The following is a 12,419-nucleotide window of genomic DNA, read 5'->3' as shown; positions in this document are numbered from 1 at the left end:
CATGGCCCGCACACTCGACACGACGACGGCCGGGCGGTTCCGCCAGTCGCCGGGCCGTCAGCACCACGCGGGACCGCTGACCTACGTCCTGCTGGGCCTGGCCGCCTTGATTTCCCTTTTCCCGCTGTATTGGAACCTCGTCGCCGCTTCCCACTCGGGCGAGCGCGTGGTCGAGGCCCCCGCCCCGCTCCTGCCCGGCCCCCGGCTCCTCGACAACCTCTCCTTCGCCTGGAACCAGGTCGACATGGGCGAGGCACTGGTCAACACGACGGTCGTGGCCGGGCTCGTGGCCCTGTCCACCGTCCTGTTCTCCACCCTGGCCGGGTTCGCCTTCGCCAAGCTGCCCTTCAAGGGCCGCGGCGCCCTGCTCGCCCTCGTGGTCGCCACCATGACGATTCCGCCGCAGCTCAGCGTGATCCCGCTATACCAGATCATCACCGACCTCGGCTGGGTCGACCAGCTCCAGTCGGTGGTCCTGCCCTCGCTCGTCGCGGCCTTCGGCGTGTTCTTCATGCGCCAATACCTCATCGAAGCCCTCCCGGTGGAGCTCGTGGAGGCAGCCCGGATGGACGGCGCGCACAGCCTGCGCATCATCTGGCACGTGGTGTTCCCCGTCGCCCGGCCCGCGATGGCGGTCCTCGGGATGCTCGTCTTCGTCCAGGCCTGGAACGACTTCTTCTGGCCCTTCATCGCCCTGACCCCGGACGGGAATCCGACCCTCCAGGTCGCCCTGGCCGGCCTCGGCGCGGGAAACCACACCGTCGACCAGGCCGTCGTGCTCACCGGCGCGCTCATCTCCACGCTGCCGCTGCTCCTGGTCTTCGCCGTCCTCGGCAAGCACATCGTGGGCGGCATCACCGCCGGCGCCGTCAAGAACTGACCGCCCGGTCCAGTCCTGACCGGCCGCTCACGAACCGGCCGGCTCCTTTCCCCTGTCCGCACCGCACCATCCAAGCTTGCGTTGGGAGCGCTCTCCTATGACCGCGTCCGAGACCCGGCCACTCACCACCGTCCGCACCTTCCCGTCCGACTTCCTGTGGGGCACGGCCACCGCCGCCTACCAGATCGAGGGCGCCGCCCGCCAGGACGGCCGGACCCCGTCCATCTGGGACACCTTCTCGCACACCCCCGGCAAGGTCTTCGAAGGCCATACCGGCGACGTGGCCGTCGACCACTACCACCGCTTCTCCGAAGACGTCCGCCTGATGTCCGAACTCGGCCTGGGCGCCTATCGCTTCTCCGTCTCCTGGTCCCGCGTTCAGCCGACCGGACGCGGCCCGGCGGTCCAGAAGGGCCTGGACTTCTACCGCCGGCTCGTCGACGAACTGCTCGCCGCCGGCATCGAACCCGCCCTGACCCTCTACCACTGGGACCTCCCCCAGCACCTGGAGGACTCCGGAGGCTGGCCGGAGCGCGCCACCGCCGAGCGCTTCGCTGAATACGCGGGCTTCGTGGCCGACGCCCTCGGAGACCGGGTGAAACGCTGGATCACCCTCAACGAACCCTGGTGCAGCGCGTTCCTCGGCTACGCCTCCGGCGTCCACGCCCCCGGCCGGACCGACCCGGTCGCCGCCCTGCGCGCCGCCCACCACCTCAACCTCGGCCACGGTCTCGCCGTCCAGGCCCTGCGCGCCGCACTGCCCGGGGACGCCCAGCTCGCGGTCTCCCTCAACCTCCACGAGGTCCGCCCCCTGACGCCCTCGGCCGAAGACCAGGACGCGGCCCGGCGCATCGACGCCGCCGGCAACCGAATCTGGCTCGGCCCCATGCTCGAAGGCGCCTATCCCCAAGACCTCCTCGCGGACACCGCCCACCTCACCGACTGGTCCTTCGTCCAGGACGGCGACACCGCCACGATCCACCAGCCCCTGGACCTGCTCGCCGTCAACTACTACACGCCGACGGTCGTCTCGCACGTGGCGAAGGGTGCGGAGCGGCCGCAGGACGACGGGCACGGCAACAGCGAGCACTCGCCCTGGCCCGGCGCGGACGAGGTCGCCTTCCACCGTGCTCCGGGTGAACGCACCGCGATGGGCTGGCCGGTGGACGCGAGCGCGCTGTACGACCTGTTGACCCGGACCGCCGCTCGCTATCCCGGTCTGCCGCTGGTCATCAGCGAGAACGGAGCGGCGTACGAAGACGAGGTCGGACCGGACGGGACGGTCCACGACCCGGAACGGGCAGCGTACGTCCACGCACACCTCGAGGCCGTGCACCGGGCGATCACCGACGGGGTGGGCGTGCGCGGCTACTTCCTCTGGTCGCTGCTCGACAACTTCGAGTGGTCGTACGGCTACGCCAAACGGTTCGGCGCAGTCCACGTCGACTACGACACCCTGAAGCGCACGCCCAAGTCGAGCGCCCACTGGTACGCAGCGGTGGCACGGACGGGCGAGCTACACGCTCCTGACAACGCCTAGCCCCTACCCGCGGAACCTTCAGCGCCCTCCTCCGGCAAACGGGGGCGGGACCATCGCTTCCGTGTACGCCGGTGGCGGCCCGTGCTTCGGGTCGACACCGGCGTACACCGCGTTGCCCGGACCGCAGTTGGATCGTCGTGGGTCGAACCATCGAGTTGCGCGATGTCAGCAAGAGAGTGGATCGATCTGGGGCGCCACCGGCTCACCCTCTCCCAACCCCTCAGCACCGACCACCAGTTGCTCCGGATCCAGCAGGGGCGTCCGATCATCGTCGGGCTGCGGTCGGAGGCCGTCAGGATCGCCCCGCCGAGCCAGGCGCGGCCCGGCGAGGCGGCGATGACGGGCATCGTCGAGCACGTCGAGTACCAGGGGCACGAGGCACTGGTCCACGTGGACACCGGCTCCAGCCCCGCCGTGGTGACGGAGCTGGAAGCACCCCGGCAGCCGACCGCTCCCCGGCGCGGCCACAAGCAGCAGCAGAGCTGCCTCAGACGGCTCAGGAACCGTGCCATGGAACGGCTGTCCGGTCCGGTAGCGGTCCTGGAGGACCTAGCAGAAGCCGCCCCGGATGCAGAGGCGACCGTCGGTCCGGCACGGCGGGGCGCGGTGCGCAGCGATCTCGTCGTGCGCACAGGACCGCATGTCCGGGTGCGGGTCGGGGCACGGATTCCGCTGCTGGTCGACCTGGCTCAGCTCTACGTCTTCGATCACGCCGGACGGCGAATCTGTCCGGCACCTGACGAGCTTCCCTCCCTGGAGAGGTAGTCCGGTCCCTGCGCCGCGACCGCGACGGTCGCCGCGTGCACCAGCTCGACCACGCCCGGCCCCACGAAGGTCACCCCGAGCACGATCTCGGGGTCCAGGTCCACCACCACGCGTGCCTGGCAGGCCCAGTCCTGGATCGGCACGGATGCCAACGCGCCGCTCGCGCCCCAGGAGGTCGTCACGGTCCTTGGCCGGGACACGCTCGCTGAGGTAGCGGAGAGGACCGGGACCTACAGTGGAACGCTCGTCGGTTATGTGGCCGAGCAGCTGCCGGTGGTGATCAACCAGATCACCCCTGACGGGCAGGCCGGCAGCGACCCTGAGCTGCTCGACCTGGCGTTCACCGACTTCGAGAGCAAGGCCCCGTTCACGGTGCGCACCGCCCGGATCGGGCCGGCTGCGGTTCGACCAGTACCGGGGATCAGGCCGCGACGAGCTCCTGCTCGCGGTCCGGCGTCTTGACCTTGGGCTTCTTGTTCGGCAGCGAGAGCCGGAAGACCTTGTGCCACGCGGAGAACACCTGCTTGGGCAGCGGCCCGGTGACGTACTCGAGCTCGTACTTTTCGAACAGCGCGCGCACCTTCACCGCGACCTCGGCGTACCGGTTGCTCGGCAGGTCCGGGAACAGGTGGTGCTCGATCTGGTGCGACAGGTTGCCGGTCATGAAGTGCATGGCCCTGCTGCCGCTGATGTTCGCCGAGCCAAGCATCTGGCGCAGGTACCACTGGCCGCGCGTCTCGCCCTTGATCGACCGGCGCTCGAAGACCTGCACGCCCTCGGGGAAGTGCCCGCACATGATCACCGAGTGGGTCCAGAGGTTGCGGACCAGGTTCGCGGTGAACGTGGCGGCGAGCGTGGTGAGGAACGACGGGCCCGACAGCAGCGGGTGGATCACGTAGTCCTTGAGCACCTGCTTGCGGATCTTGCGGCCCACGGCCTTGGCCCGCGCGCGGAACTCCGGGTTCTTGCGGCGGCGCTTGTGCAGGTTCTTGGCGAGCTCCAGGTCGTACGCTGCGATGCCGTACTCGAAGAAGCAGGCGTTGATGAAGTTCCACAGCGGCTGGCCGAGGTGGAACGGGTGCCACCTCTGGTCCTCGTCGACGCGCATGATGCCGTAGCCGAGGTCGTTGTCCTTGCCGATCACGTTGGTGTAGGTGTGGTGCAGCTCGTTGTGCGAGTGCTTCCACTGCTCGGACGGCGAGACGTGATCCCACTCCCAGGTGGTGGAGTGGATCTTCGGGTCCCGCATCCAGTCCCACTGGCCGTGCAGGATGTTGTGGCCGATCTCCATGTTGTCCATGATCTTCGCCACGGACAGACCGGCGGTGCCGAGCAGCCACGCGGGCGGGAAGATCGAGAACAGCAGCACGCCCCTGCTGACCAGCTCGAGCTTGCGCTGCGCCGAGATGACCTTACGGATGTAGGCGGCGTCCTTCTCGCCGCGGCTGGCGATCACCTCGTCGCGGATCGCGTCCAGCTCGCGGCCAAGCTCCTCGATCTGCTCCGCGGTCAGGTGGGCGGTGGGGTCGATGGCGGTCAAGGTGCTCCTACCGTTCGATGTCGCAGGGGCCCGCCGCGGCGGACACGCAGGTCTGGATGAGGACGCCCGGCTCGGCCTCGGTGATCTCGCCGGTGCGCAGGTCGCGGACGGCGCCCGACTTGAGCGGCGTGACGCAGCCGAAGCAGATGCCCATGCGGCACCCGGAGGGCATGAGCACGCCGGCCTCCTCGCCGACGTCCAGCAACGGCGTTGCGCCGTCCGCGTCGACGGTCTTGCCGGTGGCGCTGAACGTGACCTCGCCGCCGTCGCCGGCGACGACGATGCTGGGGCGGAAGCGTTCGGTGTGCAGGCGCTCTTGTACGCCGTGCTCGGTCCAGTGCTGTTCGGCGGCGTCGAGCAGGCCCGCGGGCCCGCAAGCCCAGGTCTCGCGCTCGGCCCAGTCGGGCACGAGTTCGTCGAGACGGGCGATGTCGAGCATGCCGTCTGTGTCGGTGTGCACCTCGGTGAGCCGCAGCTTGTTGTCCGCGACCAGGTGGTGCAGTTCGTTGCGGAAGATCACGTCTTGCGGCTGTGGCGCGGAGTGGACCATGACGACGTCGTCGAGCTCGATGTCGCGCAGCATGCCCATCACGGGCGTGATGCCGCTGCCGGCCGTCAGGTAGAGCACCTTGGCGGGCTTGGCCTGCGGCAGCACGAAGTCACCGGTCGGCTGGTCGAGCTGGATCAGCGTGCCCGGTTTCGCCCTGCGGACCAGGTGGTTGCTGACCTTGCCGTCCGGGATCGCCTTCACGGTGATCGTGACGCGGCCGTCCTGGCGGTTTGTCGGCGAGGTGATGGAGTAGGCACGCCACAGGCGCACCCCGTCGACGTCGACCCCGATCCGCACGTACTGACCGGCTGTGTGGCCGCGCCAGCCCCGGCCCGGCCTGATCACGATGGTCGCGGCGTCCCCAGTCTCGGGGTGCACGGCCTCGATGCGCCCACGCAGGTCAGCGCCCGCACGCAGCGGGCTGACCAGGTCGAGGTAGTCCGACGGCAGCAGCGGCGTCGTGACCATGTCCAGCAGTTTCCACGCCCTGCTGCGGAGGGCTGTACTCGTCATGACTCCAGCTTGCTGCGCCTCAAGGGGTAAAGTCCTGACCGCAGGACGTAAATCTGGTCGACTGAACTGTTCGCAGGGAACAAAACGTGAGCCATGCAATCCGGAGGGCCAGCGAACTGACCCTGGATGAGACGACGGTCACCGCACTTCGGGCCGCGCTGAAGACCACGGCCGACGAGGTCGTCCAGGCGATCATCGACGAGGTCCATCCCTACGCCAACGCCCTTTCGGGCCGCATGGGCGCCACCATCCGCCGATCCGTCCGCACCGCCCTGGGGCACTACCTGGACCTCGCGAGCGGGAACGCCACAGGCGGCGACGCCGGTGACGCAGCCTACGAGCTGGGCCGCGGCGAGGTGCGCGACGGCCGTTCGATGGACGCCCTACTCAGCGCCTACCGCGTCGGCGCCCGCGTGGCCTGGCGATGCCTGGCAGCGGGTGCCGTACCCGCAGGTCTGCCCGCCGCCGAGGTCGCCAAGTTCGCCGAGCTGACCTTCGCCTACATCGACGAGCTCTCCGCCGCGAGCGCCGCGGGCCACGCCGACGAACTGGCCGCCCGGGGCAGGGCCCACGAGCGCCACCTGGAACACCTGGCCCGCGATCTCCTCGCCGACGCGAGCACGGACGTGCTGCTCGCCTCTGCTCAACGGGCCGGGTGGCAGCCTCCGGTTTCCCTGACCGCGGTCCTGCTGCCCGCCGCCCAGGCCCGGCCCGCCTACCGCGCCCTCGACCCGAGCACCCTCGTCCTCGATGATCTGCCGGACGTCACCGGTGTGCTGCTCGTCCCCGATGCCGACCGATCACATCTCCTGCGGCAGCTAACCGGCCGCACCGCCGTGGTCGGCCCGGCCCGGCCATGGACTCGTGCGTCGGCCTCGTACGCACGAGCCCTACGCGCGCGCTCCCTCTCCTCTGATGTTCGCGACACCGAGGACCACCTGCCCGAGCTGGTGCTGAGCGCTGACGCGGACGCGTTCGCAGACCTGCGTGCCCGAGCCCTCGCACCGTTGCGGACCTTGCCCGTCGCGACCGCACGGCGGCTGGAGGAGACGTTGCGGGCGTGGCTGCTGCACCAGGGCAGGCGGGACGAGGTGGCGGCGGCGTTGTTCGTCCATCCCCAGACAGTCCGGTACCGGATGTCGCAGCTGCGGGAGCTGTTCCCGGATCTCGCATCGCCACAGCGGGTCCTTGAACTGACGCTGGCGGTCGGTCTTCGGGTCAGCTGACGCGCACTTCGACCGTCCACACCCGCGTCCGCGAGCAGTCCAGGAAACGTGCCTCGTTCCCGGTGCCGTCAGCTGGCTCATGCAGCCATGGCGAAGCGGGCTCACCTACCCGTGAGGACGCGGAGTGAGGAAGCTCCTGACCTCACGTTCCGTCATTCCATCCCCATCATCCCTCGCGCGGTGTGATGTCGATGCTCGCCCAGAGCCGGCTTCCCCGTTCCCATGGGCGGTGCCGGCGCCCTGACCCATGCAGTCGTGAGCCGCCTGCGGCGCCGCGGAGGCGTCCTGCGCCACGGGGAACATGTCGCGTCCGTCGTCGTACGGGGCGGCACCGCGGTCGGGGTCAGGACAGCAGGCGGAGAAACCGTCGACGCGCGCCGGGCCGTACCCGCCGACACGTCGGCGCCGGCGCTGTACCGCGACCTCGTCGGCGAAGAGCATCTCCCCTCCCGCCTCGCACGGGACCTGCAACGCTTCCAGTGGGACTTCGCGACCTTCAAGGTCGACTGGGCCCTGACCGGGCCCGCCCCCGCCCCAGCCCCCGGCCGCGGCGGGGGCTGGGGCGGGAACCGTCCACGTGGCCGACGGCGTGAACGGTCTCACCCGCTTCGCTTCCCAGCTCGCCATGGGACACGTGCCCGACGAGCCGTTTGCCCTCCTCGGCCAGATGGCCTCCCTGCCTCCACCGTAAGGAACCGATCGCATGCCAGAACTGTGCGCGCAAGAGCCACGACGACACCCCTCCACCCGGCTCTGCGAAGACCGCGAGTACCCATGTCACGGCGGGCGCGCCTAATGCCGGAAGCTCTCCGCCGGAACACACCTCGGACGGACGCTACGTCGTCCTCGACGGCAGGCGCTGGCGGGCCACCGACCCGGACGTTCCCGCCGATATCGCCGCGCGGTTGCGTACGCACCTGATGGCGGCCCGGCGTGCCGTCGGGGCCGCCCTGCGGGCGCACGACGAACAGGGAGAACGCGAGGCCGGGCGCCGCGTGCACACGGCGAAGGTCGCCCTCGGGGAACCCGGCACTCCGTGGTGGGACGAGACCAGTGTGCGCCGGCTTGCCTCGCCGACTCGGACGCCTTCGGAGTGCATCTCGCGCTCCACCTATGCTCCGAGCTCCTTCCAGCTGCCCTCGAACTTGGCCGGTCCTTCGCGGTCCAGGGTGTCGGTGACGTCGGCGAAGTCGACGCCGGCCCGTTCCAGTGCTTCGAAGTGGGCGGCCGCGGCCGCGAAGTCGTCCGCCACCGGCGGGGGCCCGGGAAGGGCGCCGTGGTCGGCGAACGCGGCCAGCGTGGCGCCCGGCATGGTGTTCACGGTGCCCGCGACGACGAGTTCACTGACATACATCGTGTCGGGGTAGGCGGGGTCCTTGACTCCGGAGGACGCCCACAACGGGCGCTGCATGCGCTGGAGGAGCCTGCTCCCCCAGCCCCAGGTACCCGGCCACCGGGCTCAGCGCACGCCGGTGACATGCCGCCGTTCGAAGCCGTCGCGCGATGCCGGGCGGGCGCTCGGCCGGGCGCCGCGCTATCTCGCGTGGCCGATGACGTTGCCGTTGCCGTTGCCGTTGGAGCAGTTGTCCGCGTGGTCGCCGACCCGGTCGCCGAGAACGGGCACCACGGCGACTTCCTGCGGGCATACGGCGGCGCGGCCGTGAAGTTCCATTTGTTCACGGCGCTGACCGCGCTGCCGAGGTCGGAGACGGGGTCGGCATGTGCGGGCGCGGTGAGACCGGCACCGGCGAGGGCCAGCGCAGTGGCAGTGATGATCTGCCAGCTGCACGAAAGCCGCGCCGAGGACACGAGGGGATCGTGCGTACTCCGTCTGGGCCGTCATCACTCTGATGACACCGCGTCCCACTTACCGGGCAAGAGACCTGACCAGCATGATCACGACATCCGGCCGGCCGGGTTGCCGCCGGGATCGTCGGCCAGCGCCACTGCAACCTTCACGCGCTTACCCACGGACTCGCGCCGTACCTCGAAGCTGCGGCACACCGCCATCGCGATCTCCAGGCCGTGCTGCCCAACCCGTCCCGGATCAGCCGGGCTCGCCACGGGGAGCCGATCGCCGGTATCCCACACGCTGATCTCCACCGCGCCGTTGACGACTTCCAGTTCCAGCAGACACGGCCCGGGGGCGTATTTGTAGGAATTGGTTACCAGCTCGCTGACGACCAGTTCCACCATGCTCATCGCACGCTCGGACACCGGAAGTCCATGAACAGCCTGCACGGCGGTCATGAAATCTCGGGCAGAACGCCGGGCCCCTGCGATCGGTTCACAGCCGTCCAGGGCCAGGGCAGACACAATCGGAAGGCTGACCAGCGACGCACACTCGTCCAGGGGCACCAAGGAGCCCATCACCGCCACCCTCCTTCACACACGCCACACCTCTGCTTGCACGCTGATACCCCCGAACGCTGCTGGTACACAGGGGTAAAAGATGACGATCTGACCTCGCCTTCTCTGCGAGCGAAGCTACCGGGCACAGCCATCTGAGATACACCCTCGCATGCACTCCAGCAGGGCCTAACGGACCGGGTTCAAGCCCGCCGAGGGCTGGCACGAGCTGTACTCGGCGGCCGGGCACCCGCGGGCCGGAGGGACACGACGTGCCGAGCACCGCCGGTGCAGGAGCCCGACGCGGCGGCGCCCCCCGCTTACGCCGCCGAGGATCGCACCACTCATCCGGCTCTGGCGCCCCCCGTCGGACACCGGCAAGAGCAGAGACCAGGCCACGCAGTGCGCCTTCGGGCCGTGACCTGTGTCCGGCGGCGACAGCCTGCGAATCCGCCGATGTCACCGCCCCGCCCGGCCGCCGCCCGGATACAGCTGGAGACCCCTTTTCACCGACGGTCAGGGCCGGTGAGGTGGTTTTCGGCGGTCCGGCTCTCGGGAGCGGCGCAGCACGCAACCGGTCGGAGGCAGCACCCCTGTGGTCGCGCGAAAACGGAAAGGGGGCAGGCCCTGGTCCGGGCCTGCCCCCTTGAACACCGCGGTGTGTGGTCAGTCCTTGAAGACGTCCTTGATCTTTTCCTTGGCCTGGCGGGCGTCGCCCTTGGCCTGCTCGGCGCGGCCTTCCGCGGTCAGGCGCTCGTTGCCCACGAGGCGGCCGGCGGTCTCCTTGGCCTTGCCCTTGGCCTGCTCGACCTTGGCCTGAGTCTTCTCGTCACCGGACATGGTCATCACTCCAAGCGGTAGAAAGCGTTACGTCATGGCGTATGCCCCGCCTCCGCCACTCAAACATCACCCACCGTGTTTAGCCGCCCGGGATTCGGTAACACCAAGTAGCTACAGGCAGTCAGAACCCGACGGAAGGCAGGAACATGACCCTCATCACCGTGACCCTCATCGCCGCGGCCCTCGCGGTCATCGCCCTCCTCGCCCTGGCCCCCAGCGTCCCCGCACGACGCAACCCCTTACCCGGCCGGCGGCGCCGGGGCCCGGCAGCCCATCGCCGTACCCGCACCCCGCGGCTGAACCACGTACCCCACCAGTAGCAGCTCCGGTACGGCCGCTCCGGCGAGCGCCCTCGACCCCGGTGCCGGTCAACAGCCGCCCCCAACGAGGGACCAGGGCGCAGCGCTGTCAGCGCCGGCCTGGTCCCCGCGGTCCGGGGAAACCCACTGAGCGCCCACGGGACGCGCAGCGACAACCAGCGACCTGGGAGACCCGATGAGCACGATGAGCATCACCGTCGCACCCACCTGCGCCACGGCATCGGTCGCCGGCGCACGCGAGACCACCCGCCACTTCCTGCACGACCTCCTGCCGGTGATCGCGGCCGAAGCAGCCGACACCGTGGTCCTGGTCGTCTCAGAGCTCGTCACGAACGCACTGCGGCACGGCGGCGGCACCTGCACCTTGGACCTGACCGCGCACCCTGGCGCCGTCGAGGTCGCCGTCCACGACGACGGTCCGCGGGCCCCGCGCATGCGCAGCCCTGACCTGAACGGTGGCGCCGGAGGATTCGGCTGGCCCATGGTCAACCACCTCGCCCGGGCTACGGCCGTCACCCGCCACCCGACCGGCGGCAAGACCGTCAGCGCCCTCCTCGACCGGTAGCACCACGGCGCCGCCGTACGCGAACTTCTCCCGCCAGGGCTCGGTCACATCGGACGGCTCTGGAGGGCACCAGGCGGCGTATATGCCTACGGGACACGCCAGACATTGGCGAAGGCCGCGTTCTCGATGGAACGCCGCTGTCTTACGGCTTCCAGCTCCGTCACCGCGTCGTTGACGATCGCCAGCACGGTGGTCACCGCTTCGTCCTCGACGACCGGCTCGTTCGCGCGCTCGCCTCCGTCCTCGGAGCGGGCGGCCTCAATGCCCACGACCGCGGCGAGGGCGATGAGGGTGGGCTCACCCGCCTCCCACCGGCTGCGGGCCCGGCGCCGAGCGGGTGTCTCGGCGACTTCCAGGCGGTCGTTTCCGAAGGGCAGCAGGGCGCGCCGTCCCCGAGTCAGCTGGCCGGCCTCTTCGAGGGTGGCCTGGTAGGTCGTGGACAGATCCCGGCCGCGGCGCCACAACCAGTCTTCGACCCCTTCGTAGGGCGTCTGCCGGATGAGCGCCGACGAGGCCTCGGCCACGAGCTCGTCATGCGGCTCATACGGCCCGCCTGGCACGATGGAGTCGCCGTCCAGAGAAGCGGCCTGTACGGCGAGGAGATCGATCAGTTCGGCGCCCGCGAGCGCGAGCGACAAGTCGCCCTGCCCGACACCAGCCCCGGGCCGTTCGTCCATGGCGATGATGAACAAGTCCTTCGCCGTGCTCATGAGCGCTCCCTCGAAAGCTTCGGAAATCGGATCCCCCGATACCGCTCCTACCCTCGCACCAACGCCCGCGAGGACTCCCTCGTTCCCCTGCCACCACGGGAGAACCATGGGTCGGGCGACATTCGCCCGGCCCATGGCCAACCGCCTTCCCCGTGCAACCGACGTCACGCCGACCGACCGGAGACAAGAACCATCAGCGTCATCGGGCCTTGCCCCAAGGCCCCACCTGTTCCTCGGCGAGGGGTTCGTTGGGGCCGGAGCCGAGCCAGGAGCGGCTCTGCGGCAGGGCGGCCGCCAGGGCGCGGGCCTCCGCCACGATCTGCTCGGCCGCCGATTCCTCTGCCGGGGTGAGGTCCTCGATCCGCGCCGCCGCCCGGAACACCTCGATGGTCTCGGCCGGGATGGCGTCCACCAGGGCAGAGATCTCCTCGGCGAGGGAGGCCGCCTCTTCCGCTTCGCTCACCCGGGCCAGCTCGGCCAGCGCCGAAAGCATGCCGGCGGGAGCCGCCGCGGCCACCTCTTCCGCGGTCAGCGGCTCATTGGGGCCCCTGCCGGTCCAGGACTCGAACTTGCCTGCCGTCCCCGGCGCCCCCGCCAGGGCCGTCAGCAGCTGTCCCAGTA

At 70.0% G+C, this 12,419-nt stretch carries 14 protein-coding genes and 2 pseudogenes; 7 read left to right on the top strand and 9 right to left on the bottom strand.

Annotation, left to right across the window (positions count from 1 at the left end; translation table 11 throughout):
- Nucleotide 1: 1 nt before the first annotated feature.
- From DRB96_RS22890 to DRB96_RS22880, 3 genes and pseudogenes are all read left to right on the top strand, one after another.
- Nucleotides 2–880: a carbohydrate ABC transporter permease gene (locus DRB96_RS22890; protein ID WP_112450142.1), complete on the top strand. Its 879-nt coding sequence runs from the start codon at nt 2–4 to the stop codon at nt 878–880.
- 97 nt (nt 881–977) lie between these two features.
- Nucleotides 978–2,420: a GH1 family beta-glucosidase gene (locus DRB96_RS22885; RefSeq protein WP_112450141.1), complete on the top strand. Its 1,443-nt coding sequence runs from the start codon at nt 978–980 to the stop codon at nt 2,418–2,420.
- Between the two features lie 180 nt (nt 2,421–2,600).
- Nucleotides 2,601–3,185, top strand: a pseudogene (locus DRB96_RS22880) (TOBE domain-containing protein); the annotation flags it as partial.
- Here the strand turns inward: DRB96_RS22880 and DRB96_RS22875 are convergent.
- The 3 genes from DRB96_RS22875 to DRB96_RS22865 form a co-directional block, all read right to left on the bottom strand.
- The gene (locus tag DRB96_RS22875) at nt 3,128–3,367 is read right to left on the bottom strand and encodes a hypothetical protein (protein ID WP_112450139.1); all 240 of its coding nucleotides are present in this window, start codon (nt 3,365–3,367) and stop codon (nt 3,128–3,130) included. The pseudogene DRB96_RS22880 and the gene DRB96_RS22875 sit on opposite strands and share 58 nt — an antisense overlap.
- 239 nt (nt 3,368–3,606) lie before the next feature.
- Nucleotides 3,607–4,725, bottom strand: a complete 1,119-nt coding sequence (locus tag DRB96_RS22870; protein ID WP_112450138.1) for an acyl-CoA desaturase — start codon at nt 4,723–4,725, stop codon at nt 3,607–3,609.
- Nucleotides 4,726–4,732: 7 nt separating this feature from the next.
- Nucleotides 4,733–5,788 (bottom strand): ferredoxin reductase, encoded by a 1,056-nt coding sequence (locus tag DRB96_RS22865; RefSeq protein ID WP_112450137.1) that lies wholly within the window; start codon nt 5,786–5,788, stop codon nt 4,733–4,735.
- An 86-nt stretch (nt 5,789–5,874) separates the two neighbouring features.
- Here DRB96_RS22865 and DRB96_RS22860 point away from each other — a divergent pair, with 86 nt between their 5' ends.
- Nucleotides 5,875–7,014, top strand: coding sequence for a PucR family transcriptional regulator (locus DRB96_RS22860; RefSeq protein WP_112450136.1), 1,140 nt, complete (start codon nt 5,875–5,877; stop codon nt 7,012–7,014).
- A gap of 207 nt (nt 7,015–7,221) precedes the next feature.
- Nucleotides 7,222–7,690, top strand: a pseudogene (locus DRB96_RS44845) (NAD(P)/FAD-dependent oxidoreductase); the annotation flags it as partial.
- Nucleotides 7,691–8,125: 435 nt separating this feature from the next.
- On the opposite strand, the gene DRB96_RS22845 reads toward DRB96_RS44845, so the two are convergent.
- From DRB96_RS22845 to DRB96_RS22830, 4 genes are all read right to left on the bottom strand, one after another.
- Nucleotides 8,126–8,425 carry a transaldolase family protein gene (locus tag DRB96_RS22845; RefSeq protein ID WP_112450135.1) on the bottom strand — a complete coding sequence of 100 codons (300 nt, stop codon included), beginning with the start codon at nt 8,423–8,425 and terminating at the stop codon, nt 8,126–8,128.
- Between the two features lie 123 nt (nt 8,426–8,548).
- A complete protein-coding gene (locus tag DRB96_RS46325; protein WP_343234563.1) occupies nt 8,549–8,686 on the bottom strand; it encodes a hypothetical protein in 138 nt (45 codons plus the stop codon).
- Nucleotides 8,687–8,910: 224 nt separating this feature from the next.
- On the bottom strand, nt 8,911–9,384 hold the full coding sequence (locus DRB96_RS22835) for an ATP-binding protein (RefSeq protein WP_112453650.1): 474 nt from the start codon (nt 9,382–9,384) through the stop codon (nt 8,911–8,913).
- Nucleotides 9,385–10,029: 645 nt separating this feature from the next.
- On the bottom strand, nt 10,030–10,203 hold the full coding sequence (locus DRB96_RS22830) for a CsbD family protein (protein WP_112453649.1): 174 nt from the start codon (nt 10,201–10,203) through the stop codon (nt 10,030–10,032).
- A 146-nt stretch (nt 10,204–10,349) separates the two neighbouring features.
- Here DRB96_RS22830 and DRB96_RS43875 point away from each other — a divergent pair, with 146 nt between their 5' ends.
- Nucleotides 10,350–10,523 (top strand): hypothetical protein, encoded by a 174-nt coding sequence (locus DRB96_RS43875; protein WP_204357796.1) that lies wholly within the window; start codon nt 10,350–10,352, stop codon nt 10,521–10,523.
- A gap of 175 nt (nt 10,524–10,698) precedes the next feature.
- The gene (locus tag DRB96_RS22825; RefSeq protein ID WP_112450134.1) at nt 10,699–11,088 is read left to right on the top strand and encodes an ATP-binding protein; all 390 of its coding nucleotides are present in this window, start codon (nt 10,699–10,701) and stop codon (nt 11,086–11,088) included.
- Between the two features lie 86 nt (nt 11,089–11,174).
- Here the strand turns inward: DRB96_RS22825 and DRB96_RS22820 are convergent, their stop codons facing one another.
- Nucleotides 11,175–11,798 carry a GPP34 family phosphoprotein gene (locus tag DRB96_RS22820; protein WP_112450133.1) on the bottom strand — a complete coding sequence of 208 codons (624 nt, stop codon included), beginning with the start codon at nt 11,796–11,798 and terminating at the stop codon, nt 11,175–11,177.
- A 199-nt stretch (nt 11,799–11,997) separates the two neighbouring features.
- Nucleotides 11,998–12,405 carry a YidB family protein gene (locus DRB96_RS22815; protein ID WP_275432082.1) on the bottom strand — a complete coding sequence of 136 codons (408 nt, stop codon included), beginning with the start codon at nt 12,403–12,405 and terminating at the stop codon, nt 11,998–12,000.
- Nucleotides 12,406–12,419: the final 14 nt, after the last annotated feature.

This window comes from Streptomyces sp. ICC1, from assembly GCF_003287935.1.
Lineage (GTDB): Bacteria > Actinomycetota > Actinomycetes > Streptomycetales > Streptomycetaceae > Streptomyces > Streptomyces tritrimontium.
Note: the sequence above shows the minus strand (reverse complement) of the source record. Positions and strands in the feature narration are given on the sequence as shown.

Excerpts from the sequence above, each read along its gene's own strand:
- DRB96_RS22890 (WP_112450142.1), top strand. The coding sequence starts at position 2 with ATGGCCCGCACACTCGACACGACGACGGCCGGGCGGTTCCGCCAGTCG.
- DRB96_RS22885 (WP_112450141.1), top strand. The coding sequence starts at position 978 with ATGACCGCGTCCGAGACCCGGCCACTCACCACCGTCCGCACCTTCCCG.
- DRB96_RS22865 (WP_112450137.1), bottom strand. The coding sequence starts at position 5,788 with ATGACGAGTACAGCCCTCCGCAGCAGGGCGTGGAAACTGCTGGACATG.
- DRB96_RS22845 (WP_112450135.1), bottom strand. The coding sequence starts at position 8,425 with ATGCAGCGCCCGTTGTGGGCGTCCTCCGGAGTCAAGGACCCCGCCTAC.
- DRB96_RS46325 (WP_343234563.1), bottom strand. The coding sequence starts at position 8,686 with ATGGAACTTCACGGCCGCGCCGCCGTATGCCCGCAGGAAGTCGCCGTG.
- DRB96_RS22835 (WP_112453650.1), bottom strand. The coding sequence starts at position 9,384 with ATGGGCTCCTTGGTGCCCCTGGACGAGTGTGCGTCGCTGGTCAGCCTT.
- DRB96_RS22830 (WP_112453649.1), bottom strand. The coding sequence starts at position 10,203 with ATGTCCGGTGACGAGAAGACTCAGGCCAAGGTCGAGCAGGCCAAGGGC.
- DRB96_RS43875 (WP_204357796.1), top strand. The coding sequence starts at position 10,350 with ATGACCCTCATCACCGTGACCCTCATCGCCGCGGCCCTCGCGGTCATC.
- DRB96_RS22825 (WP_112450134.1), top strand. The coding sequence starts at position 10,699 with ATGAGCACGATGAGCATCACCGTCGCACCCACCTGCGCCACGGCATCG.
- DRB96_RS22820 (WP_112450133.1), bottom strand. The coding sequence starts at position 11,798 with ATGAGCACGGCGAAGGACTTGTTCATCATCGCCATGGACGAACGGCCC.